The sequence below is a fragment of the Magnetococcus marinus MC-1 genome (assembly GCF_000014865.1).
GTDB lineage: Bacteria > Pseudomonadota > Magnetococcia > Magnetococcales > Magnetococcaceae > Magnetococcus > Magnetococcus marinus.
The window spans coordinates 3,433,645-3,459,938 of record NC_008576.1; the positions used below are offsets into that span (position 1 = coordinate 3,433,645).

The following is a 26,294-nucleotide window of genomic DNA, read 5'->3' on the forward strand; positions in this document are numbered from 1 at the left end:
TAAATGTCGCTATGGGGTGAATGAGGGTGGCGTTAAGAAACCACACCACCATCGCACCAATAAGAAAGCCAATATCTACCTCTTCCGAGCGGGCGTCCATGGGCCAGAACTGCTTGCCAGTGAATGTTTGGATCTACGCACCTAAACGCTTTTCAAGCATGACTTCGCCCCTCTTAGTCACTATAATCGATTGAGTACCATTGACGGTCTAACTTCGATGTGATAGATTATAAACTATACCATTTCTGATCGTTTGGTCAATACAGTTTCTTTACGGTTTATTGGTGACAGAGATGTCAGAAGAGAAAAAAGCGAAATCCGGGAAAGAGTTGCGCTGGGGTGTAGAGCGCAGAATGGAGTTCATTGAATTCCGGCTCTTCTGGGAGGGGCGGATCAATCGGAGAGATCTGATTGAGAAGTTCGGCGTCTCGGTGCCGCAGGCATCGGCTGACCTGGGCAAGTACCAGGAAGTCGCACCGGAAAATATCCACTACGACATCCGAGCGAAGTGCTACTACCCCGACAAGGATTTCAAGCCCAAATTCCTGAACCCGGATTCCGATCGCTACCTGGCCAACATGCTCTCGCTCTCCTCGGGAATTATGACCGAGGAGGAGTGTTGGCTGTACAGCATCCCCTCCTATGACGTGCTGCCGCAACCACGTCGTGGTATTGATCCCATGCGGTTGCGAAAGGTGGTTGGAGCGATCCGGGAGAAGTTGGCCGTTCAGGTGCGTTATCAGTCCATGAATGCGCCGGAGCCAGAGTGGCGTTGGATCACACCCCACGCCTTGGCCTTCGATGGCTACAGGTGGCATGTGCGAGCATGGTGTCATCGTGGTGAGGCGTTCAAGGATTTTGTGCTGGCACGGATTGTCAGCATTCGCCTGACTAAGGAACATGATCTGGATCCGACCGAGGATGTGGAGTGGCAAGAGTTCATTGATGTGCGGATTGGGCCGCACCCAAAACTGACTGAGACTCAGCGCATCGCTATCGAGCTGGACTATGGTATGGAGAATGGTGAGTTGGTAATTCCGGTGCGGCGTGGGTTCCTCTTCTACTTCCTCAAGCGTATGGGGCTGGATATCGACCCCAACGTTCGCCAGCCTCGGCATCAGCAGATTGTCCTGCTCAACCAAGAAGAGGTGGAAAAAGCCTATAGCCTCTCCGAGGAGGGGCATTCGTGAGACGGCACTCCGGCCATATTCTGTTTGCCGCCTCGGACCTAAACGGGTTTCTGGGATGTCGGCACAGCACGTTCTTGGATCTGATGGATCTGGACGAGCGGCTGCCCCGTGCTGAGGTGAGTGCGCAGGATAGGCTCATCCAAGAACGTGGCCACGAGCATGAGGCTGAGTATCTGGAGTCGCTGAAGCGGTCAGGGCTCAGCGTCGTTGAGATCCCCAGTGAAGGGGGCTTGACTGATCGGGTTCAGATGACTGCCGATGTGATGGCGGATGGGCCAGACATTATTTATCAAGCTGGATTTTTGGATGGCCAATGGCATGGCTATGCTGATTTTCTGCAAAAAACAGATCGTCCCTCAGGGCTGGGCCCTTTCAGCTATGAGGCAGTAGATACCAAGCTGACTAAACACCCAAAGCCAAAGTTTGTCATCCAGCTCTGCCTCTATTCTGATTTCATCGCAAAGATGCAAGGAACGCGGCCTCAGGGTATGTCGCTGGTGCTGGGAGATCTCTCCCAGGTCCATCTGCGCTTTGACGACTTCGCCTACTACCACGGCATCATTCGGCGGCGGTTCGAGGAGTACGTCTCCGAACCCCCGGAAAGATCCAGGTCCGAGCCCTGCGGGTTCTGTGAGCTGTGCAAGTGGCGCGACCTCTGCGGAGAGCAGTGGGAGCGTGAAGACCACTTGAGCCAGGTGGCCAATATCCGGCGCAGCCAGATCCTGAAGCTGGAGTCCGCCGGAATCGCCACGGTTCAGGCCCTGGCCCACATGGACGATGATGCCACCGTACCCAGCTTGGCCCAGGAAACGCTGGAGAAGCTGCGCGCCCAGGCCCGGCTTCAGGTTGCCAAGCGGGAGACCGGGGAGAACCGGGTGGAAACCCTTCCATCCGTCCCGGGCCGGGGATTCGCCCGCATGCCGAGGCCTGCCGAGGGAGACCTGTTCTTCGACATGGAGGGGGACCCCCTCTACCCGGATGGGCTGGAGTATCTGTTCGGCTTCTACTTCGTCAGCGAGGGCAGGCCCGTCTTCAAGCCCTTCTGGGCCCATGACCATGAGGAAGAGAAGCGGACCTTCCAGGCGGTGATGGATTTTCTCGTGGCGCATCTTCGGGAACATCCCAGCGCGCACGTCTACCATTACAACCACTACGAGGAGACCGCCCTCAAGCGGTTGGCCTCCCGGTACGGCGCCCGCGAGGGTGAGGTGGATGACCTGCTGCGTGGCCGGAAGCTGGTGGACCTGTACAAGGTGGTGCGGGAGGCAATCCGGGTTTCCGAGCCCAGCTACTCCATCAAGAACCTGGAAACGTTCTACATGGAGAAGCGCAGCGCTGAGGTGGCCACCGCTGGCGACAGCATCGTGGTGTACGAGACCTGGCGGAAAACCCGAGCCGCCGGCCTCCTGCAGCAGATCAGCGACTACAACGAGGACGATTGCCGCTCCACCCTGCTGCTTCGGGACTTGCTGGCCGGATTGCGGCCGGACGACCTGCCATGGTTCGACCTGACGGCAGAGGTCCCACCCGAGGAGAAGCTGGCGGCCCAACTGGAAGCGGAGGAGACGCGCCAGCGCTACGAGCAGAGCCTGACCGGCGGCGAGAAGCGTCCCGACCATGAATTCCGGGAACTGGTGGCGCAACTGCTGGAGTTTCACCGCCGGGAGGCCAAGCCCCAGTGGTGGGCCATGTTCGACCGCCAGGACCGGGCCGACGAGGATCTGGTGGATGACGCCGAGTGCCTGGGAAGTCTGAGGGCGGATCGAAAACAGCCCCCCTACAAGGACAAGCGATCCACGGTCTTCACCTACCGGTTCCCGCCCCAGGAAACCAAGCTGCGGGCCGGGGATTCCTGCCTTCGCGCCGATACCCTGGAGCGCGCCGGGGAGATCGTGGAGCTGGATATGCGGTCCCAACGGGTGCGGATCAAGAAGGGTGCGAAAGGAGGACCGCTGCCGGAGGCGCTCTCCATCACCCCCACCGGTCCCATCGACAACAAGGTGCTGCGCAATGCGGTGTACCGGTTTGCCGACGCCATCATCGCAGAGAATGGACGGTTCCAGGCACTGACGGCTTTCCTTCGGCGGGAGATGCCCTCCATTGCCAATCATGTGGCAGGCAGCCCCATCGTCCCGGAAGACGACAACCTGCTGACCGCCACGATCCGGGCGGTCTCCGGCCTGCAGGAGAGCTACCTGTTCATCCAGGGGCCGCCCGGAGCCGGGAAGACCTACACATCCTCCCATGTGATCGTGGAGCTGCTGAGGAGTGGGAAAAAGATCGGCATCTCCTCCAACTCCCACAAGGCGATCAACAACCTGCTCTCGGGAATCGAGAAGGCGGCCATCCAGGAAGGGCTGACTTTCCGGGGCCAGAAGAAATCGACGGCCCAGAATGCCGACTCCCTGTTCCAGGGGGAGATGGTCGAGAATGTTTACGACAGCAAGAACATCAACCTGGACTCGGACCTGATCGCCGGGACCGCCTGGCTGTTTGCCCGGGATGAGATCGACGAGGCCCTGGATTACCTCTTCATCGACGAAGCCGGGCAGGTCTCCCTGGCCAATCTGGTGGCCATGGGACTCAGCGCCAAAAACATCGTCCTGGTGGGTGACCAGATGCAACTGGGACAGCCCATCCAGGGCGTCCACCCCGGGCTTTCCGGCATGTCCATTCTGGACTACCTGTTGGAAGGCGAGTCCACCATTCCGGCGGACCGGGGGATCTTCCTGGGCACGACGTGGCGGATGCACGAGAACGTCTGCCGGTTCATCTCCGATGCGGTCTACGACGGACGGCTGCACCCCGAGCCGGGCACCCGGAACCAGGCGCTCATTCTCTCCGAATCCGCACACCCGGCGCTCCAGCCCAACGGCATCCGGTTCATCGAGGCCCGGCATGTGGGGTGCTCCCAGAAAAGTGAGATGGAAGGCGAAATCGTCCGGGATTTGATCGCCAGCCTGACCGCCCAGCGATACAGGGACCGCGATGGGCAGGAACGTCCCCTCGGACTCGACAACATCCTGGTGGTCACCCCCTACAACGTTCAGGTGAACCATCTCCGGGAGGTGCTCCCCGAGGGCGCGCAGGTGGGGACCGTGGACGAGTTCCAGGGCCAGGAGGCAGAGGTGGTCATCATCTCCATGGTGACCTCCGGCGCGGAGGACCTGCCCCGGGACATCGAGTTCCTCTACAGCAAGAACCGGCTCAACGTGGCCATCTCCCGGGCGCGGACGCTGGCCTTGATCGTGGCCAACCCGAACCTGCTGGAGATTCCCTGCAAAACGGTGGAACAGATGCGGTTGGTGAACACGCTGTGCTGGGCGCGGCAATACTCTGAACGGCCAATGGCGGAAACGGAACGGGCCACATGCTGAAACTTGAAGACATCAAAAAGAACTGCCAGATCCGTGGCATCGAAAGCAACGAGATCGTCCGGGTGGTCAGCATTGAACCCGTTGGTCACGATGCCCTTACGGTCTACTACAAAAACAGCCAGGGCCGACTCGGGGAACAGATGCTGTTCCGCTCTGATGAAGGGCGGTTGGAACTGGCGCAGGAAGGACGGCCTTGGGGTTTCGATGCGCCGGGTCCCGACTTCAAGCTTGGGGTGGAAGCGTTCCGGATCCAATTGGCCCACCTGTTCGATCCCATGATGGCGGTTCACACCTCCAACGTGGAGCCCCTGCCACACCAGATTTCCGCTGTCTACGAGTCAATGCTGCCCCGGCAGCCGCTTCGGTACGTGCTGGCGGATGATCCAGGGGCCGGCAAGACCATCATGGCGGGCCTGCTGATCCGGGAACTGCTCATGAGGTCTGACGCCAAGCGGATCCTGATCGTTGCCCCGGGCAGTCTGGTGGAGCAGTGGCAGGACGAGATGTATGAGAAGTTCGGCGTGGAATTCACCGTCTTCAGCCGGGAACTGGATCAGGTCTCGCTCTCCGGCAATGCCTTTGATGAACACGACCGGCTTATCGCCCGGCTGGATCAGCTCTCCCGCAATGACGAGTTCCAGGAAAAGCTGGCCCACTCCGAATGGGACCTGATCATCGTCGACGAGGCGCACAAGATGTCGGCCAGCTATTATGGTCAGAAGGTCAAGGAGACCAAGCGCTTCAAACTGGGCAAGCTGCTTGGCTCCGTTTCCCGGCACTTCCTGCTGATGACGGCCACCCCGCACAACGGCAAGGAGACCGATTTTCAACTCTTCCTCTCCCTGTTGGATGGGGATCGCTTCTACGGCAAATTCCGGGAAGGCGCGCACCGGGTGGACGTATCCGACCTGATGCGCCGCATGGTGAAAGAGGAGTTGCTCAAGTTTGACGGCACGCCACTTTTCCCGGAGCGGCGCGCTTACACGGTCATGTACGAGCTTTCAGACCTGGAAGCCAGGCTCTACGCCGATGTCACGGATTATGTCCGCAACGAGATGAACCGGGCGGACAATCTAGATGGCAAGCGTAAGGGCACCGTCGGCTTCGCCCTGACCCAATTGCAACGCCGCCTAGCCTCCAGCCCCGAAGCCATCTACCAGTCCATCAAACGCCGCCGCAAACGGCTCGAAAGCCGCCTGGATGATGAGCGGCTGGTGGCGCGCGGGCATAAGGTGGCGGAGACCCTGGCCGAGTACCATGTGGACATTCCGGAGGATCTGGACGAAGCCCAGGAAGAGCTGAGCGGTGGTGAATACGAGGATTGGGCGGAAAAGGTTGTGGATCAGGCCACCGCCGCCCAGACCATCCAGGAATTGGAAGCAGAAATCGAAACGCTCAGGCTTCTGGAGATGCAGGCCAAGCTGGTGGTCCATTCCGGCAAGGATCGTAAGTGGGAGGAACTCTCCTCGCTGTTGCAGGAAAAGCCGGAGATGTTTTCCGCTTCCGGCCACCGCCGCAAGATGATCATCTTCACCGAACACAAGGATACCCTCAACTACCTGCGGGAGCGGATCGGCAGCCTGCTGGGAGCCCCGGGCGCCGTGGTGGTGATCCACGGCGGCGTCAACCGGGATGATCGCCGTAAGATTCAGGAGGAGTTCCGTAACAATCCGGATGTCCTGATCCTGTTGGCCACCGACGCCGCCGGCGAAGGTGTGAACCTCCAGAACGCCAACCTGATGGTCAATTACGATCTACCCTGGAACCCGAACCGCCTGGAGCAGAGATTCGGGCGGATTCACCGCATCGGCCAGACGGAGGTCTGCCATCTCTGGAATATCGTCGCTCATGGAACCCGTGAAGGTGAGGTCTTTACAAAACTGCTCGAAAAGCTGGAGATAGAGCGCGCCGCCTTGGGTGGCCGGGTGTTTGACATCCTTGGTGAAGCCTTCGAGAACACCTCCCTGAAAGAGCTGCTCATCGAGGCCATCCGCTACGGGGAAAGGCCCGATGTGAAAGCCCGGCTCAGCCAGGTCATCGATGGCGCGCTGGATACCGATCACCTGAAGGGGATCATGGCGCGCAATGCCCTGTGCGAGGAACACATGTCCCTGGAGCAGCTCTATGCGGTGAAGGAAGAAATGGAGAAGGCCGAAGCCCGCAAGCTCCAGCCATTCTTTATCCGCACCTTCTTCACCGAAGCCTTCCAGATCCTGGGCGGAGAGATGCGACCACGTGAGAGCGGTCGATTCGAGATCCGCCACGTCCCGGCGACTATCCGGGAGCGGGATCGCGTCATCGGGGAGACCCGTACACCTGTGCTGCGGAAGTATGAACGCATCTGCTTCGAGAAACAGCAGGTGCGCCATCCCGGCAAGCCCATGGCGGATCTGGTTCATCCAGCCCATCCCCTGATGTCCTCGGTAACGGACTTGGTTCTGGAGGCGCACCGCCCCAAGTTGAAGCAGGGAACGATGCTCATCGATCCCAACGACGAGGGAACGGAACCCCGGGTGCTGTTCCTGGTGGACCACAACGTGCGGGAGAGCGCGGGAGATCAGCCTCGGGTGGTTTCACGTAGGCTTCAGTTTGTTGGGGTGTACGAGGATGGCCGCGCCGTCAACGCGGGATGGGCTCCCCACCTGGATTTCCAACCGCTCGATTCCTCCGAACAGGAGTTGATTCTCGATGTTCTGACCGCCCCATGGATCAACGCCAATCTGGAAGCCTTGGCGCTGGACCACGCTTCACGCAAGCTGGTCCCGGATCACTACGAAGAGGTTCGTTCCCGGCGGGAGCGGCAGGCGGATCGGATTTTGGCCGCCGTCAATGAGCGGTTGGTCAAGGAGATCAACCACTGGTCGGACCGCTACATCAAGCTGAGCGATGACGTGGCCGCCGGAAAGCAACCCCGCATGCAGCCGGATCATGCCAAAAAGCGGGTGGACGAGCTGACCGCTCGCCTGGAACAGCGAAAGAAAGAGCTAGCCACCATGCGCCACGTGGTTTCCAGCACGCCGGTGGTGGTGGGTGGCATGCTGGTGATCCCCCAGGGCCTGTTGGCTCAGCGTCGCGGGGAACCCGGTTTCACCGCGGACGCCATTGCCCGCAGCCGGGTGGAAAAGATCGCCATGGATGCGGTGACGGCAGCCGAGCGGTCCATGGGCCATCAGATTATTGATGTATCCGCTGAGAACTGCGGCTGGGATATTACCGCTCGCCCGCCAACGGTGGATGGGAAGATGGTTCAGGACCGGCACATCGAGGTTAAAGGTCGTGCCAAAGGCCAAAGCACCATCACGGTAACCCGCAATGAGATCATCATGGGCATGAACCAGCAGGAGAAGTTCTGGCTGGCCATTGTGATCGTGGATGGCGACACCCATGAAGGCCCCTATTACGTTCGCAACCCGTTCCATCAGGAGCCAGAGTTTGGGGTGGCGAGCATCAACTATCAATTGACGGATTTGCTCTCCCGGGCCACCCCGGCGAGCCAGACGGTATAAGGACGAAGGCCATGAGCCAGAACATCAAAGCCCCCAAGAAACTGATCGAAGTTGCCCTGCCATTGGACGACATCAACGCGGCAGCAGCGCGGGAGAAGTCCATCCGGCATGGGCATCCTTCCACATTGCATCTGTGGTGGGCGCGGCGGCCGTTGGCGGCGGCAAGGGCGGTTCTGTTCGCGCAGATGGTCAACGATCCGGGTGGAGAACGAGGCTATTACGCCGGCAAGACCAAGGCCCAGGCGGATGCCGAACGGGAGGAGCTGTTCAAGATCATTCGTGAACTGGTGCTGTGGGAAAACACCAACAATGAGGAGGTGCTGAATAAGGCGCGGGCCGCTATTCGGAAATCATGGCGGGAGACCTGTGAGCTGAACAAGGGCAAGTCAGGATTCGATCCGGACAAGCTTCCCGCTTTCCACGATCCATTTGCCGGTGGTGGGGCCATACCCCTGGAGGCGCAGAGGTTGGGAATGGAGTCTCACGCCTCCGACCTCAACCCGGTGGCTGTGCTCATCAATAAGGCGATGATCGAGATTCCGCCCAAATTTGCCGGGCGCAAACCAGTGGGGCCGATTCCAGAAGGCGAGAAGCAGGGCCGCATGGAGAGCGACTGGCCTGGAGCCACTGGACTGGCCGAGGATGTGCGTCGTTATGGCCACTGGATGCGGGAGGAGGCCTTCAAACGCATTGGTCACCTCTACCCGCAGGTGGAGATCACCGCCGAGATGGCCAAGGAACGGCCAGACCTGAAGGGGATAGTTGGACAGAAACTCACCGTCATTGCCTGGTTGTGGGCGCGGACGGTAAGAAGTCCGAACCCTGCCTTTTCTCATATTGCAGTACCGCTGGTTTCAAGCTTTTTGCTCTCAACCAAGAAAGGCAAGGAAGCCTATATTGAACCTGTTGTAGATGCTAATAGCTATTATTTTTCAGTAAAAAAAGGGACTCCGTCGAAAGATTCTGCTAGGGGGACTTCGGCTGGTAAACGAGGAGGTTTCCGTTGCATTTTTTCTGACGCGCCAATTGATTACAATTATATCCGTGATGAAGGTTCTGCAGGAAGGATTGGCACCAGGCTAATGGCTATTGTTGCTGAAGGTGTCCGTGGTCGGATCTATCTGTCCGCTACACCTGAACTCGAGATAATTGCGAATAGTGCAAAGCCTGAGTGGAGTCCAGATGTCAAGCTACATGGTAAATGCCGAGTCAACGTTTCTAATTATGGTTTGGATGTGTATAGCGATCTCTTTACCCCCCGTCAGTTAGTTGCTCTGACGACGTTTTCCAATCTAGTGCAAGAGGCACGCGTGAAGGCCGTCAATGATGCAAAAATTACAGGAATGGCCGATGATGGTATGGGAATAGATGAAGGAGGTTTCGGAGCCGGGGCTTATGGAGATGCTGTGGCAGTATATTTGGGATTTATTGTCGATAAAGTTTCTGAAAGTTTATCAACAATTTGCACTTGGAGTTCATCTCCTAAAAATGAGCTTATTGTAAGTACGTTCCGAAGGCAAGCAATACCAATGACGTGGGATTTTGGGGAGGCTAACCCCTTCGCAAATTCAAGCGGGTCGCTTGAGAAAATTGTCCCTGCGGTTTCAAAAGTTATCAAGACATCATTATGTGGAAGTGTAGATGGGAATGCTATTCAATTTGACGCCCGAACGGTTAATCTAAGCGATAGGGTCGTGTCAACAGACCCGCCATACTATGACAATATTGGCTATGCAGATTTATCTGATTTTTTCTATGTGTGGTCCCGCAGGGCACTTAAATCAATATTTCCATCTTTATACTCTACATTGGCAGTCCCAAAAGCAGAGGAGTTAGTGGCAACGCCTTACCGTCATGGATCTAAAGAGGAAGCAGAAGCTTTTTTCATGAATGGTATGATTTGCGCAATCAATAATTTCGCAAATCAGGCTCATCCAAGTTTTCCAGTCACAATCTACTACGCTTTCAAACAGTCAGAAACAAAGGAAACAGGTACAACTTCTACTGGTTGGGAAACATTTTTGGAAGCAGTGATTCAGGCTGGGTTCGGTATTACTGGCACTTGGCCGATGCGGACAGAACGAGGTGCACGTTCAATTGGGATTGGAGCAAACGCTTTAGCTTCCTCTATTATTTTAGTTTGCCGCAAAAGAGATAATAGTGCCGAATCTATCTCCCGCCGTCAGTTTCAACGGGAGTTGCGCGAAATCTTGCCGGAAGCCTTAGAAACCATGATCGGAGGCAAGGAAGGGGCTTCTCCTGTGGCTCCGGTCGATCTGGCTCAGGCATCCATCGGCCCTGGTATGGCTGTGTACTCCAAATACGCGGCTGTACTCAACCAGGACGGCAATCCCATGTCCGTGCATGACGCCCTGATCCTTATCAACCGAGAGATAACTGACTTCCTGACACCAGACTCAGGCAGCTTCGACAACGACACTCTGTTCTGCTCTACCTGGTTTGACCAGTATGGCTGGAAGGCTGGCCCCTTCGGCGAGGCGGACACACTCTCCCGTGCAAAAGGCACCAGTGTCGATGGGGTTCAGGAAGCCGGTGTTGTCCAATCTGGTGGCGGGAAAGTGCGCCTGTTCAAATGGGATGAGTACCCGGACGATTGGGATCCCAAGAAGGACAACCGCACCCCGGTATGGGAGGCGCTCCATCATTTGATCCGCGCCTTGAACAAGGATGGTGAATCCGTCTCCGGCGGTCTTCTAGCCCGCATGCCCGAACGCGCCGAGGCCATCCGCCAACTGGCCTACCACCTCTACACCCTGTGCGAGCGGAAGAAATGGGCTGATGACGCCCGGGCCTACAATGAGTTGATCACCTCTTGGCACGGCATCGCCGCCGCTTCCCACGAGGTTGGCCATCTCGGAACCCAATGCACCCTGGACCTGGGAGATTGAGGAGAGGAACATGACGATTACCCCTTGGCGTGAAATTGCCGTTCCCCATCAGGATGTCCTCAAAGGCACCTTCCAGGAGTCTGAGTTCGCAGCGGATATCTCCCAGGTCCACCAGGGCAAGGCATCAAAAGAGTACCAGGACCCGGCGCAGTTCTTCTCCCGAACCTTCATCACCGAGGGTATGGCGCTGCTGCTGGACAGCGTGGTACGCCGCTTGGCCGGCCAGGGAGGCGACCCCGTCATCCAACTGCAAACGGCCTTCGGTGGTGGCAAGACCCACACCATGCTGGCGGTCTATCACCTAGCCCAGGGGAAGAGTTCCGCCAGCGACCTGCATGGCATCCCCCCCTTGCTGGACAAGATCGGCGTCACAGCTCTACAACCTGCCCGAGTGGCCGTGATCGATGGCATCAACCTGAGCGTGTCCGAACCGAAGACCCATGGCGGCATCTCCTGCCGAACCATCTGGGGGGAACTGGCCCTGCAGTTGGGCGGAGAGTCAGCCTATGCCCTGGTGCGCAGCGCCGATGAGTCCGGCACCTCGCCAGACAAGGACACCGTGGTCGAACTGCTATCCCGGGCGGCTCCTTGCGTCATCCTTATGGACGAGCTGGTGGCCTTCTACCGGCAGTTCCAGGAAGGGAAGACCTATCCCGCCGGTTCATTCGAAACCAACATGACCTTCATCCAGGCCCTGACCGAAGGCATCAAGTCGGTGCCCAAGGCGGTGATGCTCGCCTCCCTTCCTGACTCCACCAATGCCGGAGAAGGTCGGGGCCAGGTCGTTCTGGCGCAGCTGGAGAGCTACTTCCGCCGTTTGCACAAGATCTGGAAGCCGGTTTCCAAGGATGAGGCGTTCAGCATCGTCCGCCGCCGCCTGTTTGACCACATCGAGAACCAGTCCGGCATGGAAAGCACCTGCCGCGCCTTTGGCGAGTTCTACGTGGCCAACAAGGAAGACCTCCCCAATGAGACCCAGGAATCCCAGTACCTGGAGCGCATGCGGCAGGCCTATCCCATCCACCCGGAGATTTTCGACCGCCTTTACGAAGATTGGTCCACACTCCAGGGATTCCAGAGAACCCGGGGCGTTCTGCAACTACTCGCCCAGGTAGTTCACCGCCTTTGGAAGGATGGCAACAGCGACCCGTTGGTGATGCCGGGAGCCTTGCCGCTCTTCGACCCCATGGTGCGCAACAAATGCCTGGATTACCTGCCTCAGGGGTGGGATCCGGTGATTGATCAGGACATCGACGGCGAGAAGTCCAAGCCCGCCTACATCGAAAGCGAAGAGGCCCGTTTTGGTCGGATCCAGGCGGCCCGGCGTGTGGCTCGTACCGTCTTTCTGGCCACTGCCCCGGGTGGGGCTGGACGTATGTCCAAGGGGGTGGAACAGGAGCGGATCCTGTTGGGTGTCGGTCGCCCTGACCAGCCTTTGGGGCATTACAAGGATGTTCTCAAGAGACTGTTGGATCGGCTCAACTACCTCAACACCGAAAACGCCCGCTTCTGGTTTGGCCTGACACCCAACTTGCGGCGCGAGATGGAATCCCGCAAACAGCGGTTCACGGATAGGGATGATGTGGTCCCTGTGCTCCGATCCCGGCTTGAGAAAGTCATTGGCAGAGGGGGTATCTTTGCGGGTGTCCACGTCTTTACGCCGAGCGCGGATATCCCTGACGATTACGGATCGGCTCCCAGGCTGGTCATCCTCCCCCCCATGGGCGCGTCCTACCATAAAGGCGAGTCCAACATGGCGTTCATGGCGGCGGAAGAGATCCTCCGTAACCGTGGGGAGCAACCAAGGCAGAAACAGAACCGCCTGCTGTTTTTGGCGGCCGACCATGACGTCGTCTCCCGGGCCTGGGACCAGGCGAAAGGCTGGTTGGCTTGGAATTCCATCGTCACGGACATCGATAACGACCGGTTGGTGCTTGATACCCTGCAGGTACGACAGGCCAAGCAGCAGCGCGATGAAGCCGAGCAATCCCTCCAGCGTCTGCTCCGGGAAGCCTACCGCTGGATCATCAACCCCCATGAAGAGTTCGTTCGTGGCAAGCCCAAACTGGAGTGGGAGGTGGTTTCCATATCGCCTGCGGCTTCCAGTTTGGTCAAAGCCATCGAGGAGAAGGCCATCGAGGAGGAATGGCTCATCACCGAGTGGTCTTCCATCCACCTGAGCAATACCTTGCGGCAATGGTACTTCAAGGAGGGCGTTGCTGAAGTCCCCGCCCTGAAGGTCTGGCAGGACACCTGCCATTACCTCTACCTGCCGCGCCTGATCAACAGCGACGTGTTCAAGAACGCCATGGCCCAGGGCGTGGAGTCGGAGGATTTCTTCGGCTTTGCCATGGGGAAGGATGGTGAGCGCTATCTTGGATTCGTCTTTGGCAAGTCCGGCCTGACCTCCTTGGACGAAGCGGCGCTTTTGATCGAACGTGGAGCAGCTGCGGCATTCCAGGAACTGGTCCGCAAGGAGCAGGAAGCCAAACGGCAAGCAGAGCCCCCGCAGCCAGTTGATGGCACGTCCACCGGGGGGGCAGCAACTCATCCCAAGGGAGGTCAAGGTCGTCCTGACCAGAATGGCGGATCATCCGGAACTCCCACACCATCGCCATCAACCCCCAAGAAACAGTTCTATGGTACCGTCAAACTGGATCCGGTGAAGGCCAAAATGGATTTTGCCACCATCGTTGACGAGGTGGTCCAGCAGTTCACCTCCCGCCTGGGTGTGGAGGTGGAAATCTCGGTGGAGATCCAGGCCAAAGGCAGGGATGGATTCGATGATGCCGTCCAGCGGGCGGTGAAGGAAAACTGCAACGTTCTTCGGTTTGGATCAGCCGAATTTGAGGATTGATCGTGTTGGAGGACGGAGTGTCAATCGGCATTGAAAATTGACCCCCTATCGGCGTTCAATTTTGACCCCCCGATAGGCGCGGAAAATCATCCGCGTTGTTTCATTCGCCAGCTCTCGTTTCCAGTCTCAATGATATCGCAGTGATGCGTCAGGCGATCCAGCAACGCCGTGGTCATCTTGGCGTCGCCGAAGACCTTGGACCACTCGCCAAATGTCAGGTTGGTGGTTACGATCAGCGAAGTCTGCTCGTAAAGACGGCTGATAAGGTGAAAGAGCAGTGCGCCGCCGTTCTTGGAGAAGGGCAGATAGCCCAACTCATCGAGCACCAATAGATCCATCTTCACCAGCTGATTGGCCAAGCGGCCCGCCAAACCGTCGGCCTGTTCTCTTTCAAGCCGGTTGACCAAGTCCACCACACTGAAATAGCGGCAGCGTTTGCCCTTACGTACGCAGTGAGAGGCTGATGGGGCAACCCTATTGTGGACGGTTTTTAAGCGGGAATCTTGCACTGCTTGTCAAACTGAGCAGGTGTCATGTAGCCGATTGATGAATGCTTCCTCTGTCGGTTGTAGAAAACCTCGATGTACTCAAAAATCGCTTGCACGGCCTCTTGGCGCGAATCGTAAACGCGATCTGCGATCAATTCGGTTTTGAGCGTGCCGAAGAAGCTCTCGGCAGGCGCATTGTCCCAGCAATCCCCAGATCGGCTCATGCTTTGAGTGAAGCCCTTCTCCCGCAACAGCTTTCTGAACAGATTGGAGGCGTATTGGCTGCCTCGGTCGCTATGAACCAGCAGGCCTGCCGCGGGCTTTCGCTTGAAGCAGGCCATCCTCAAGGCGTCGGTCACCAGCGAAGCTTTCATGTGATCGGCCATGGGCGTCGAGGTGCTGTCTGGGGTCGTGTCGCCCGACCATGTGCACATTCTCGTATCGCACCCACCGCAGATTCCTGTGAGCAAACTGGTGCAGCGGGTGAAAGGGAAGACCTCGTACAAGATGCAGCGGGAGTTTCAGGTTTTGCGCAAGCAGTACTGGGGACAGCGGATGTGGGCGCGTGGGTATTTCGCATGCACGACGGGAAACGTGACCGACGATATGATCAAGGAGTACATCGACGGCCACACGGAGGCGGACGACAATTTCAAGGTGGCCGACTTCGAGTCGGAATGAGGCGACTTCCAGGCGCCCGGCTTGAAGCCGGCTTTAGCCGGAACTCGCACTTCCAGTGCGCCTCTCAAGCCACCAGCTTCAGCTGGTGGTAACTCAAGTTTCGCAGTTCGTTTCGGCCAGAATTTGACGTTGTGAACCAAGGGGATCGAGCATCAATGCCTTGCTGAGCCAAGCCTCGACCTCCTGTTCAAAGAGTTCAATTACCTCGTTTTTTTGGTGATTTTCAAGAATGGATGTTCGGCCAAGGGCATCATTGAAGATGGCGCGGAAGGTATGCCAGAGCTTTCGGGCATAGGTCAAAGCGGCCAGATTGTGGGCGAGTTGATCCCGCTGGCTGCCTTTGATCGCCACCATGCTGGAGAGAACAGCATGGCGCATGGCAGCTAGGTGTAGGCAGGCGATGACTGCTTCGAAGGATCGGACGGATTCATTAAGGAAACCAAGGTGCTGTTTGGATTCCTTGTAGAAAACTTCGATTCCCCAGCGGTTGGCGTAGTGCTCGATCATATTTGACAGCCCCATTGACCGGTCTGTGGTCAGAAAGACGGCCCACTCCTTCGAGCCGGTTTTCGGATCGATCAGCCGGACGAAGAACAGACGTATAAGGCCGATTTCGGGGTGCTCTGCATCTAGGAAGGTTCCTTTGAAGCGCTTGGACCCCTTAGCTTTCCTGATCTTGCCCTTGGCAAACCGGGTGTAAAGTTCGGCACTGGTCAGTCTCTCGCCCTGGAATAGGAACTTGGTGTTGTTGCGCTTCCATCGGATCAGGGGGACCACGCCCAGATCCAGGATTTTCTTGACGAACTTAACCGATGAGTACCAAGCATCGGCGAGAAAATACTGGGCCGGAATCCCAGCTTGAATGGCTCTGGCAACCATGTCGACAGTCTGATCAAGCTTAGACATCTTGGCCGCCTCACGGTAACGCCGTCCAAGATGTGAGCGACAATCGAACCGGTAACTGAGGATGTGGAGCAGATTGCTGATCAGAGGCCGCTTTGAAAAACGCAAAGCGGCATCCAGTGGCAAGGTTCCCTGCTTGTTAACCCAGACCAAGTGGGCTGCTTCAAAACCTGCAACTGAGCGGCCGGTATTGTGGTCATGATGCCAGCAAACACCTTCAATACGATCACCACGCTTCTCTTTGACGGTGGTATCGGCAACAAGGTAGCCGGGGCCGAGATCCAGCGTTCGCCACTGGGGTAGTAACTTTTTGATTAGCGCCCAATGCGCATTCCGCCATGGAAATTGGCGTTGGAGCAACCGGTAGAAGGTATCCTTGCCTACCGCGAAGACCGACAGAAAGTGGTCGCGGCAAAAAAGGTGAATGGATGGCACCTTCAACAGAGGATGCAGGATCAGTAACATGATCAGCGTCGGAAGATCCTTCCCCGTTCGTTTGCTCCATCCGCGCCGATTGAATATCGCCTGGAAGCCAATTTCCTGGAGAAAATCGACGATAGCGTTATCTACGCCGAATACTCCAAAGGATTGGGTTTTGATCTCGTCAATCATGGGGGTAGGCACAGTAGCCTGTTCCCTGTTATGCTGATTCATGAAGCTGGCCTCGTCCCTGAGCTATCTGACTGATTCGACACCAGAATTATAGCATACACGAGGCAGCTTTGCCCTTGACTTGGTTGGCAAATATCAGTCCAATTGATCGGTCAACGAACTGCGAAACTTGAGGTGGTAACATTGACTTGATCTGCCTGACTTCAAACAAAATACATCGTTTGAGCAGCAGTTCCTTGGATTTTGACCGCCACACCGTTTCGCACCACGACCCGATCCCCCACAGCCAGCCCGTCCCCCGATACCTCCATCACCCCCTGCGCGGTGGCCACGCGAACCATGCCGCTTGTGACGGCCACCACCCGCCCGGAGACGGGCCGTTGGTTGGCGATGAGGCGTTGCAGGTCATGAACGGGTTGGGACACGCTGAACCTCCAGGGAAGTGGTGATGCGGGAACCGATGGCTTCATGAGTGACGCCGGTGACTTTGCCACGCCAGGAGCGGCCCATAAGGGCGTCGTGGATCTCGATGATCTGGCCGGGGCTCACCCCGGGCCGGTGAACGCAGGTAAGGGAAACCTCCTGGAGGTCCTCGCCGGCGTCGATCTCGGCCCGGCCACGGGAGAGCTTGGCCTCAGTGGTGGCCAGGAGCGGATCGGAGATGTCCTCGCCGGGAAACTCCCCGTCGCCGCGCTGGCAGACGATTTCACCGTCTCCGACTGAATCGCCGGACATGCCGGTGATGCGCACCTGCACCGGGAAGGAGTCCAGTCCGGCCACCTGGGTGGGGGCCGAGAGCCGCCAGGGTCGGGTGCGTACGCTGAAGGTGACCCGGGCGACGGCGACGCCGGAGCGGCTGGCCAGGAGCGTCATGCCGTCCGGGGCCAGGTTGAGCGCGCCCAGGTCGTTGCCCAGCCAGATCACCGATTGGATGGACTGGGCCGGCTGGGAGAGCGTGGCGGTGTTGGTCCCGTCGAGGGTGACGTCCTCGGTGACGGTGAAGGACTGGTCGGCGTTGGACAAGAGCGTGCCGGCAGATGCGGTGATGCCCTGGATGGTGGTCTCCGGACCATGATTCACCAGCAGATGGGCGGTGCCTCCGGAATGAAAGCTGGTCCGGCCCCGGTTGAGGCCGTCCTCGCGCCGGTCCACTTCCGCCGACAGGTGGCCGCCGCTGGGGAGCCACCCCCGCACGGTCACCAGGTTCACCCGATGGCGGGCGCGGTGGGATTCCCGGCAGGATAGATTGTCGGCGGCGTCGGTGAGGATGTGGTCCGGGGTGATCCGGCCCCACTGGGGCACCGCCACCGGAAAGCGGTGACGGACCCGGAGCACGCCTCCGGGCGTGGTTTCCAGCACTCCGCCGGCGGCCTCGGCAATGGTTCGGACCACGTCCAACGGCGCGGCGTCGTAGACTGCGAGTCGTCCGGCGGGGATGATCCAATCCACCAGATCCCACTGAATGGCTTCGCCCACCGCCTCCTCGGCGGCGTCCAGGGCATGGATGGCGGCGTCCCACGTCCGTTCCATGGGCGTGGCCCGAGGCGCGGCGAAGCGGGCCGTGGGGCTGATGAGGGAGACGGTCAGGCGCGGGCGGCTCACCCCGTCCCGTGACAGGGTCTTGTTATCCACCATCATCTGGAAGGTTTCCCCACCCAACTCCAAGGTCACGGGATCGTCGATACGGATGCGTTGGAAGGAGGCAGGGTCCGCCAGCTCCATGGTACCGGTCCAGGCGTAGTCACCCTCAGCGATGGCCAGAGATGCAGAGATCACGCTCATAGCGGCAACCCAAAGTGAATGGCGCGCACGCCAGAAGAGGCGAGCACGGGAGGCTGGTCCACCAGTAGATCCCACCATGCGGTCATAGCCCTATGAGCTGAGTCCCGCGCTTGAAGCTGATAGCCCGTTGTGAGAGATGCATGCACCGGCTGGGTAGCAGACCATTGGCAAGTCAAACTTTGCTGCACCGGTCCCATGAGCGCATAGCCCGCTTGTAAGGTCTTGAGGAGAGCATCCTGATAGGGGGCAGAAAGCGCGCGGTCGACAGGAGCACCGTAACGGGCCTCCACTCCTCGCCCAACCTGAATCTTCCACGAAGCGGTAAGAGAGTGCGGCCAAACAAATTCACCCAGCGCCCAGGGCATGCGACATGAGCCCGTGACCTGAATGCCCCACGGAGCTTCCAGGTGTTGTTCGATGAACGCTCCACACCGATACCCTGCGGCCAAAGGGCGCGTAACGGGAAAGTGTATGGCATAGGGTGTAATCACCTGCCTGGATTTGGGGGCAAAGGAGATGTGACCCCGCAACTGGATGGGCAGTGCCGGTGTGGCTTGCAGAGTGCTACTTTGGGCGGTAAAGAGGATAGCAGGGGATTCAACGGTGATGACGCCAGAGGCCCGGACTGTATGTCGCGCTGCCGTGATGGTGCCGCTGAGAGATAGGGGGATCTCGCCGGTGATGGAGATTTCCCGGCTACCGTGTTCAGCACGAGAAGCGAGGGAGAATCCCAACGCCGCCGAACAGCGCATGCCATAAGCATCCGCCTGAAGACGTGTGGTGCTCTCTATGGGGAGTGTGAAACTTGCACGGGCATCCTGTACCCTGGCGCTGAGGCGGCTGTTCAAGGCGAGCTTAAGCTCATGCTCAAACGTAAAACGCCTGGCCCGGTTGAGATCCGCTGTCAGGGCAATGGGCAGTTGGGTGTTGAGCGCAAACGATGGGGGTAGATACTCGAAGGTGGCTTCAAGCTGCCGGGACAGCAGTAACGGTGCCCACCCCCCTACCCCACAAGAAACCTGGATGGACCAGGATGTTGAGAGGGATCGGCCCAAGGTCAAGCTGTAGGGCGCACCAAGTACGCTTTCTTGAAGGATGGACCACGGGCACTGGATAGCAGCAGAGAGGGGCATGGATCAAGCTGGGTTGGGAATGGAGAAATCCATCTGCTTGAGGGTTACCATCTCTCCGGAGGTAAGTGTGACATTATCCAGGATGGCATCCCCACCCCCCTCTTCGGTGGATACATTCCCATCGATTTTATAGTTGCCATCCTCCAACCGAAACCAGGTAGCGGTGCCCGTCGCTTCCACCTCACTGGCTACCGGAGAGTTACTCAGAGTGATCGCGCCGTTGGCGGCGCTGTTATACTGCAGCGTAAAACGCACCAGGGGTAGCTCTGATGTGGGAAAGTCAGGATTGGGCGGGCGGGTTCCCGGATAAACAAAGCAGATCCCATCGATGTAGCTTCTCAGATTGTTCATCAGGGAGTTGCGCAGGGTATCGTTAAAACGCAGGGCCATGAGATTCTCCTTTATGCGGTCAAGACTGACATATCTTCGATGAGCTGGAGCAACCACCGCTCACCACGGTATTCACGGGTAATCACCGTCACCCCCCTGTTTTCCAGCTGGGCAATCCAAGCCGACAGGCCATCCCGGATCCGGACATCGCCAAATCCATTGGTGGAACCTGAGGCATCACAGGAGATCACCACCCGCTTAGGCGTGGGTGTCATGCTCTGTAGCAACGCCTCCCAATCCTCCAGCGTTGGCCTTTCGCGGATCAGCCGATGCACCTCGGGGGGAAATTCGGCCCCAACAGGGATCAATAGGGATGAGGGCATGAACTTTAACTCCATACACCCCACCTGGGCGTTGGAGGTTGATAGCGCATGTCTCAACAGGACCAGATCTTCGTTGAATGTTTGAGTCTGCATTCTTGCATAGAGGGAGGATTCATCAATGATGGTGATGCAGATATTGGCGCTGACCCATCGGAAGGCCGACAGCTCATCCAGAAAGCCCAGATCAAGGGGAATTGGTTGAAGAGGCATGATTGAGAAACCTGATTTTGAGGGCCTTGCCGGTCACCGTATCCCGCGCTTCCAGATAGAGGGTCTTTTTCACCTCAATAAACTGCTCGGGATCATCCGGGTGATAGATCTTCTCCAGCACCGTTTGACGGGTCCCTGGAACCTCCTGATAGAACCCCTCGCTGGTGGGCTCCTCTTCCTCTGCGGGGGCGTCCTCATCGCTACTACCTGAGGGGGAAGCTTGGCGCAGGCTGACGCTGGGGGCTCCCGAGGGCCAAAACTTGCGCGGGAAGGAGGCTTGGGTGGCATGCCAGTCGGACAGGGCTATGATGCGTACAGGGGGGACCTCTGCTGATTCCACGTTGCCGGATTGCCAGGCATTCTGCATCTCCACGAACTGAGCGGCTGAAACGCTCTCCTCTCCATTGCCATAGGTGATTTCGTAGAGGGAGAAGCCTACGGTGTAGCGCACCACCAGGGCCCCGATCACCTCTTGGGAGGCATGGAACTCCCCTCTTTGACGGTCATAACGGGGTGGTGTGACCAGATCCCCCTGCTTGTTGCGAAAGAAGGTCTGCTCGATGATCTCCAACACCGGGTGGTCATAGAGCCAGCGCAGCTGCTTGGTATGCTCTTTGGACCAGGTGATGGTTTCCACCACCGTTTCAGAACGACGTCCGATCAGGCGCGCCTCACCCCCGCTGATGATGAGCCGGGCGGATGCCGCCACGCGCTTGGAGCAGTAGAGCTTTACGCGCTTTTTGCCGGGCTCTATCACCTCAAGGGGCGTGATCTGACTCATGCTATAGCAGATGCGCCCCCAGCCACAGACGCCTGAGGTTAGGCGGCTGAAAGCCACCTGCACCGGCGCAGAGCCCCCTTGGTCATCATCGTTGACCACCAGTTCAAAGGGCTCATCCAGTTCAGGCGCTGAAAAGTGGATGGTCAGGCTGGTTGAAATCTCGCTCATCAAGCACTCTCACCTGTAATGGCGACGACGACCTTGTCCGCTGAGAGACTATTGGCCCCAGCGGGAACAATACGTTTCCACCAGATGGGCACGGCTGCGGGATGGGTTTTGAAGGTGATGGTTTCCCCACTGGACCAAGCCCCGCCCCATCCCGCCACAGGCAGGGTGAAATAGGGACGGCTGAAATCAGGGTTATTGGGGGCAAAATCACCCCCAGAGAGGGAGCCGCTGCCCACACTACCCAGCATATCCCCCACGCAGCTAAAGCTGTTGGCATCGCTGAAGGTCAGGGTCCAGGTCTGTTCAATGCTGCCGATTGAATCGAGAATCGGTATAATATTGGTGGGCGCTATCGTTGGACCGGATCCGTCGTATGTACCCGCAACGGTGGATCCGGTCCAGCTACCCCAGGTTGCCTCGATATCCTCGGGCTCAATGACTGAAGCAACGCGGGTATTGCTGGAGGCATAGGCGCTCTGCAAGCTCTGTCCGGCCTCAAAGGTCAGCGTGGCTTTATCCCCATTCCAGGTCACCCCACCACTGCTGGCCAGACGGATAAACTCGACGTTACCGGAGGCATCATCCACATGGTCCTGATCGGAGATGCGGATCAAGTCCCCGTTCTGGAAGATGGCATCGGTGGCCGACTCGGTGTTGACATCGATGCTGGTGGCCCCGATGGAGGCGTTGGCATCCAGCGTTCCTGCCCCATAGAGCCGCTCTGATCCGGTGAGCATCCCCTGGGTATCGGTTTGGGTACCAGGAAAGATCAGAATGCGGTCATCCCCTGGGGTTGCGGTCTCCACATAGATACGCGGGTCAATCAGCTTGATATCCGCATCATTGGCGACTTTGAAGAACACCTTGCGGTATTTGGTGGATCCGGCCAGTCGTTCCCCTTGTGGCACGTCGGGCCAGACGTTGTTCTTCACCCCATCGGCGATCTCATTAGCGGAGATGCGGCCCCCATTGCTGGTGGTATCGCTGACGGTGGTGGATTTGTAGAAGCGTAGTTCTGATGTTTGGATGGGCAATTTCAAATCTCCATTAACTTGATGGTACCTGTGTAGAGATCATGGTGCGGCCAGAGGGGTTGAAACTGGATAGCCGGTGGTTCGTGATGGCGAAACATGACCTGATAGCTCTCTGCTCCCCAGATAAGCGGGAAAACCGCTCCGGATTGGGCGGCCATGGCCTCAATGGCCATCACGGTGGCTTGATCCAGCCAGGTCACCCCATCTGCGGCCTCCAGGGTGATGGGTCTGCCTTTGATCAGGGGTTGGGACCAGAGCACAGGGGTGCCGCCCAGGGTGCGGGCTGTCTCCATGGCCACAGAAGACCATGCCCGCCGGTCGGTCCACTGAATCGACTCAGGTAGTGTTAAATCACCAAGTTGTTTCATCGGGATATCAGAAGGTACCGCGCTGCAGTTCCTTGAGGGCATCTACCAGTTGCCGCACCTGTTGCCGGGGGCTGGTGATGGAGGCGGCTGGTCTGCCGTTCATGGTCAGATCAAGCTGAACGATCCCCTCTACTGGGGGCTGTTGATTTCCACCGGCTCCAGCAAAAGAGAGTTGCGGAAGTGCTGGAATCTTCGGCAATCCCACCATCCCCCCGGTTTGAAACCTGGGAAGGTTGGGCAGGATGCGCCGGACCGTATCCATGGGGGCGGAGTTGATGGTCAACAGCAGATCCTTGAAGATGCGTGAACGCTCTTTGCGGATGACAATTTCACCGGCTTCCAACAGGGCATGGATGCGATCCCCACCCCCATAGCCGGGGAGACGACCACCCCGGTTCAGACCGATCATACCACCTGCCTGTCTGGCCTCTACCGTTTGCACGGTTACGGTGATGGTCTTGTCTTTTAACGCCGCCATCTGCTTTTCGATGGTAGAGAGTGCGGAGCGGGCCTGCTCAACCTGGGCTTGCAACTCAACTGATTTGGTGACCCGGTCAGGAAGGGCTTCCATAGCCTGTTTGAGCAGATCCACCTGGCCACGTGCTGTTTCCAACTGCTCGGTGAGGGAGGCAGTCTGATCCTTCTGAGTAGAGAGTGCTTTTCGTGCACTCTCCTCCTGGCGCTGATAGAGCTTATCCAGCACATCCCCGGCATCCTGCACACCCCGGATGGCGGTGGAGGTATTATTCAGACTGGAAAAAGCATCCTGGGCCCCTAGGGCCAGGGATTCGGCCCATTTGATATCCCGCTCGGAAAGCGTAGTTTGGGAAAGAAGCCTCTGAGCCTCAGCCAGTTTTTGGGAAGCGGCTGCAGCGCGGGAAGTCTCTTTCTCCCGGTCGGACATGTTGCGTTCGAGCAGCGAGCGCACTTTGTCCTCGGTGGAGATACGAGCGTTGCGCTTTTTCTCTTCGATGCCCTGGATCTGATCGGCCAGTCGTTTCTCGGCAGTCAGGCTCTGTTGCAGGGCGCGTTCCGTGGCCTGAACGGACTGTTCAGCAGTACGGATCTTCTCGGTGAGTACCTCACGGGCCTGGCGCTTCTGCTCTTCGGCCAGTTGTCGTTCAAGATCCGCCAGTTTGCGCTGGGCAGATGTCCGCTGGCGGGTAAGATTTGAAAGCTGGTTGGCGGCTTCTTGGGCCGCGCGACGTTGAGTCTGAATGGCATCGGAAGCGGCCTTTGCGGCCAGTCGCCAACCCCCGGTGCTTTTGTCGGCAATGATGGTGCCTTCCCGCTGTAGACGGTTGAAGGTCTCCAGGTCGGGAATGTTGATCCCCAGTTGCTGCCCGGTCTGCTTCAGGCGGGCAGCCAACTGCTCTTGGGTCTCAACCGCTGCCTTGCCGGATTCCGCCGCCTCATCCTGGGCATCCTTGGTTTTCAACCAGGAGTAAGCCATGTAGCCTAGTGCGCCCACAGCCGCCGTCGCCCCAGCTATAAGCCCAACAGGGCCTGTGAGCACGGCGAGCAGGCTTCCAACAGCGGCAGCACCCCGGATAAAGAACCCGGCCAGATTGATTGAGATAAGAGAAAGCAGACGGGTGCGGACCAGCGCCAATGCGCCAACCAATCCCTGAGCGCCTACCACGGCTACCAAGCCAGAGGCAGCACGGGTAACGGTTAGAAACCACTGAGCGGTCTGAAGTGCTGTGAGTGCTGCCATGGCCACACGCAGGGTTTTGATGGCCAGATACGCCCCACCCAGCACGCCGATGACCTCTTTCCACGCCAGGATGAACTCACCCACCATCAGAGCCACACGGCCCAACATGGCAGCCAGATCCACACCAGCCAGAGCCAACTCGACGATGGCATCCTTGTTTTCATTGATGGCGGCGGTGAGCTCTTGAAAATTAAGGCTGCTGTGCTTGTCGATGGCCTCACCAACCGCAATCTTCACCCCCTCCCAGGCGGACTCCAGGGAACGGATGGATCCGCCCATGCCCGCTTCCATCTCTGTGGCCACACGCCCGGCGACACCGCCCACCTGTTCAAACTTGGATACCAACGCCTCAAAGGCCTGGGAGGACATGCCTACGGCAGCGGTTAACGCAGGCGCAGCTTCCACCCCAAAGATCTGGATCATGTCGGCGGCATCGGCCCCGCTTGCCCTCAGGTTGCGCAGCACTTGCGTCATGGGCAGCAGTTGGCCAGTGGCATCACGGGTCTGAAGGCCCATACGGTTGATGGCCTCTTGGGCTTTATCCACCGGGGCCAGCAGACGGGCATAGGCGCTACGCAGCGCGGTACCCGCCTTTTCCCCAGAGAAGCCGTTCTTGGCCAGCAAGGCCAGCACGGTGGCGGTCTCTTCAAAGCTGTTTCCAGCGGCCTTCGCCACAGGTCCTGCGTACTGTAGAGCAAGACCTAGATCCTGAATGTTGGTGGCGGAGTTGGTGAAGGCGGTGACCAGGATGTCGTTTACATTGCCCAGATCACGGGCCTGCAACCCAAACTGGGCCATAGAGGCGGTGGCGATGCCTGCTGCGGTTTCCAGATCCACCGAACCGGCTGCAGCCAACTCCAGAACTTTTGGTAGGGCTTGCAGCTGTTGGGATGCCGAGAGCCCCGCCAGGGACATGGCTTTGAGACCACCCGCTGCCTGAGTGGCGCTGAATCGGGTAGAGGCTCCCATCTCCTTGGCCAACTCGGTCAGTTGGGTCAGCTCTTCTGATGTCGCGCCAGATGTAGCCGCCACCTGCCTCATGGTGTCGTCAAAGGCGGCATAGGTAAGGATGGAGTCTTTGATAAAGTTGGATGCCGCACGAATGGATTCAAACCCGGCATACGCTGCTGCCAGATTGCGCACGGTACCCACCATTCCGGTCATGGCACCATTCAACCCCTGCATCTCACCGCGCAGGGTGCGGACACGGCTCTGCATCTGCTGATGAGCTCGATTCAGATCTGCCGCAGATACACGCCCAGATCGGGCCAGTTCCCGATAGGCATTCTCTAGCCTCTGGACTTCGTCCTCTACCTCCCGCATGGATCGGACGCCGATGGTGGCAAAGGCGCGGTTCACGCGGCTCTGCGCTTGAACCTCACGGGTGGCAGTGCGCAGGTCCCGTTGAAGTCGTTCCTGGCTTTCACTAAGACGGACGGTATCCACCCCAGCCTGACGCAGATCACCCCGCAGACCATGCAGGGACTCCCGCTGGGCATCCACTTGATCCTTAAGAGCACGGGCATTACGCTTGGCCTGCTCAAAAGCGCGGGTCATGGCACGGGTGGGGGTTTCGGTCTCCCGCATCTGCACCGCGAGATGGGCCACCTCACGGGTGGCCGCCTGCCATTGATCTTCGCTCTCCTGGATCTGCCGTTTCAGATTACGAAAAGCATCGATGTCAGCCAGAGCCTTATTGATCCGCTGCGCCTGAATCTGAGCATCCGTGGCCATGGACTGCACGCCCTGACGGAAGTCGCTCTGCATACGTGAGACCGCAGAGCGCAGTTCATCATCATTGGCGCGTAAGACAAACTCCAACGCCGCCGTGGTTCTGGCCATCAGGATTCCTGTTGGTTAAAGTT

General features: G+C 58.3%; 16 protein-coding genes and 2 pseudogenes. 6 read left to right on the forward strand and 12 right to left on the reverse strand.

The window, feature by feature from the left end; translation table 11 throughout:
- Positions 1-293: 293 nt before the first annotated feature.
- From MMC1_RS13885 to MMC1_RS13905, 5 genes are read left to right on the forward strand one after another with little or no spacing between them, the layout of a single operon-like run.
- The gene (locus tag MMC1_RS13885; protein ID WP_011714302.1) at positions 294-1,190 is read left to right on the forward strand and encodes a helix-turn-helix transcriptional regulator; all 897 of its coding nucleotides are present in this window, start codon (positions 294-296) and stop codon (positions 1,188-1,190) included.
- On the forward strand, positions 1,187-4,567 hold the full coding sequence (locus tag MMC1_RS13890) for a TM0106 family RecB-like putative nuclease (protein WP_011714303.1): 3,381 nt from the start codon (positions 1,187-1,189) through the stop codon (positions 4,565-4,567). Before MMC1_RS13885 ends, MMC1_RS13890 begins: the two co-directional genes overlap by 4 nt.
- Positions 4,561-8,073, forward strand: a complete 3,513-nt coding sequence (locus tag MMC1_RS13895) for a helicase-related protein (RefSeq protein WP_011714304.1) — start codon at positions 4,561-4,563, stop codon at positions 8,071-8,073. Before MMC1_RS13890 ends, MMC1_RS13895 begins: the two co-directional genes overlap by 7 nt.
- An 11-nt stretch (positions 8,074-8,084) precedes the next feature.
- On the forward strand, positions 8,085-10,982 hold the full coding sequence (locus tag MMC1_RS13900; RefSeq protein WP_011714305.1) for a DUF1156 domain-containing protein: 2,898 nt from the start codon (positions 8,085-8,087) through the stop codon (positions 10,980-10,982).
- 10 nt (positions 10,983-10,992) lie between these two features.
- Positions 10,993-13,839: an ATP-binding protein gene (locus MMC1_RS13905; RefSeq protein WP_011714306.1), complete on the forward strand. Its 2,847-nt coding sequence runs from the start codon at positions 10,993-10,995 to the stop codon at positions 13,837-13,839.
- A gap of 86 nt (positions 13,840-13,925) precedes the next feature.
- On the opposite strand, the pseudogene MMC1_RS13910 reads toward MMC1_RS13905, so the two are convergent.
- A pseudogene (locus tag MMC1_RS13910) lies at positions 13,926-14,300 on the reverse strand (ATP-binding protein); the annotation flags it as partial.
- 29 nt (positions 14,301-14,329) lie between these two features.
- Positions 14,330-14,713, reverse strand: a pseudogene (locus tag MMC1_RS13915) (IS3 family transposase); the annotation flags it as partial.
- Between MMC1_RS13915 and tnpA the strand changes: the two are divergent.
- The gene (gene tnpA, locus MMC1_RS13920) at positions 14,712-15,008 is read left to right on the forward strand and encodes an IS200/IS605 family transposase (protein WP_041641258.1); all 297 of its coding nucleotides are present in this window, start codon (positions 14,712-14,714) and stop codon (positions 15,006-15,008) included. The pseudogene MMC1_RS13915 and the gene tnpA overlap by 2 nt on opposite strands.
- A 93-nt stretch (positions 15,009-15,101) precedes the next feature.
- Here tnpA and MMC1_RS13925 read toward each other — a convergent pair whose 3' ends face one another.
- From MMC1_RS13925 to MMC1_RS13970, 10 genes are all read right to left on the reverse strand, one after another.
- Positions 15,102-16,565 (reverse strand): IS4-like element ISMasp2 family transposase, encoded by a 1,464-nt coding sequence (locus MMC1_RS13925; protein WP_011711719.1) that lies wholly within the window; start codon positions 16,563-16,565, stop codon positions 15,102-15,104.
- Between the two features lie 161 nt (positions 16,566-16,726).
- Positions 16,727-16,948 carry a hypothetical protein gene (locus MMC1_RS13930; protein ID WP_011714310.1) on the reverse strand — a complete coding sequence of 74 codons (222 nt, stop codon included), beginning with the start codon at positions 16,946-16,948 and terminating at the stop codon, positions 16,727-16,729.
- A complete protein-coding gene (locus MMC1_RS13935) occupies positions 16,929-18,305 on the reverse strand; it encodes a hypothetical protein (RefSeq protein WP_011714311.1) in 1,377 nt (458 codons plus the stop codon). Before MMC1_RS13935 ends, MMC1_RS13930 begins: the two co-directional genes overlap by 20 nt.
- Positions 18,302-19,438: a hypothetical protein gene (locus MMC1_RS13940; protein ID WP_011714312.1), complete on the reverse strand. Its 1,137-nt coding sequence runs from the start codon at positions 19,436-19,438 to the stop codon at positions 18,302-18,304. The genes MMC1_RS13935 and MMC1_RS13940 overlap by 4 nt, the downstream gene beginning before the upstream one ends.
- Positions 19,439-19,441: 3 nt before the next feature.
- Complete coding sequence (locus MMC1_RS13945; protein WP_011713008.1) at positions 19,442-19,828, reverse strand: hypothetical protein; 387 nt, start codon at positions 19,826-19,828, stop codon at positions 19,442-19,444.
- An 11-nt stretch (positions 19,829-19,839) separates the two neighbouring features.
- Positions 19,840-20,361, reverse strand: coding sequence for a hypothetical protein (locus tag MMC1_RS13950; protein ID WP_011713007.1), 522 nt, complete (start codon positions 20,359-20,361; stop codon positions 19,840-19,842).
- A complete protein-coding gene (locus tag MMC1_RS13955; RefSeq protein ID WP_011713006.1) occupies positions 20,336-21,310 on the reverse strand; it encodes a hypothetical protein in 975 nt (324 codons plus the stop codon). The genes MMC1_RS13950 and MMC1_RS13955 overlap by 26 nt, the downstream gene beginning before the upstream one ends.
- Positions 21,310-22,344: a hypothetical protein gene (locus MMC1_RS13960; RefSeq protein ID WP_011713664.1), complete on the reverse strand. Its 1,035-nt coding sequence runs from the start codon at positions 22,342-22,344 to the stop codon at positions 21,310-21,312. The genes MMC1_RS13955 and MMC1_RS13960 overlap by 1 nt, the downstream gene beginning before the upstream one ends.
- Positions 22,345-22,346: 2 nt before the next feature.
- The gene (locus MMC1_RS20335; RefSeq protein ID WP_011714313.1) at positions 22,347-22,712 is read right to left on the reverse strand and encodes a hypothetical protein; all 366 of its coding nucleotides are present in this window, start codon (positions 22,710-22,712) and stop codon (positions 22,347-22,349) included.
- A 7-nt stretch (positions 22,713-22,719) separates the two neighbouring features.
- Positions 22,720-26,271 (reverse strand): phage tail tape measure protein, encoded by a 3,552-nt coding sequence (locus MMC1_RS13970; protein WP_011714314.1) that lies wholly within the window; start codon positions 26,269-26,271, stop codon positions 22,720-22,722.
- Positions 26,272-26,294 lie beyond the last annotated feature (23 nt).

Excerpts from the sequence above, each read along its gene's own strand:
- MMC1_RS13885 (WP_011714302.1), top strand. The coding sequence starts at position 294 with ATGTCAGAAGAGAAAAAAGCGAAATCCGGGAAAGAGTTGCGCTGGGGT.
- MMC1_RS13895 (WP_011714304.1), top strand. The coding sequence starts at position 4,561 with ATGCTGAAACTTGAAGACATCAAAAAGAACTGCCAGATCCGTGGCATC.
- MMC1_RS13900 (WP_011714305.1), top strand. The coding sequence starts at position 8,085 with ATGAGCCAGAACATCAAAGCCCCCAAGAAACTGATCGAAGTTGCCCTG.
- MMC1_RS13905 (WP_011714306.1), top strand. The coding sequence starts at position 10,993 with ATGACGATTACCCCTTGGCGTGAAATTGCCGTTCCCCATCAGGATGTC.
- tnpA (WP_041641258.1), top strand. The coding sequence starts at position 14,712 with ATGGGCGTCGAGGTGCTGTCTGGGGTCGTGTCGCCCGACCATGTGCAC.
- MMC1_RS13925 (WP_011711719.1), bottom strand. The coding sequence starts at position 16,565 with ATGAATCAGCATAACAGGGAACAGGCTACTGTGCCTACCCCCATGATT.
- MMC1_RS13935 (WP_011714311.1), bottom strand. The coding sequence starts at position 18,305 with ATGAGCGTGATCTCTGCATCTCTGGCCATCGCTGAGGGTGACTACGCC.
- MMC1_RS13940 (WP_011714312.1), bottom strand. The coding sequence starts at position 19,438 with ATGCCCCTCTCTGCTGCTATCCAGTGCCCGTGGTCCATCCTTCAAGAA.
- MMC1_RS13945 (WP_011713008.1), bottom strand. The coding sequence starts at position 19,828 with ATGGCCCTGCGTTTTAACGATACCCTGCGCAACTCCCTGATGAACAAT.
- MMC1_RS13950 (WP_011713007.1), bottom strand. The coding sequence starts at position 20,361 with ATGCCTCTTCAACCAATTCCCCTTGATCTGGGCTTTCTGGATGAGCTG.
- MMC1_RS13955 (WP_011713006.1), bottom strand. The coding sequence starts at position 21,310 with ATGAGCGAGATTTCAACCAGCCTGACCATCCACTTTTCAGCGCCTGAA.
- MMC1_RS20335 (WP_011714313.1), bottom strand. The coding sequence starts at position 22,712 with ATGAAACAACTTGGTGATTTAACACTACCTGAGTCGATTCAGTGGACC.
- MMC1_RS13970 (WP_011714314.1), bottom strand. The coding sequence starts at position 26,271 with ATGGCCAGAACCACGGCGGCGTTGGAGTTTGTCTTACGCGCCAATGAT.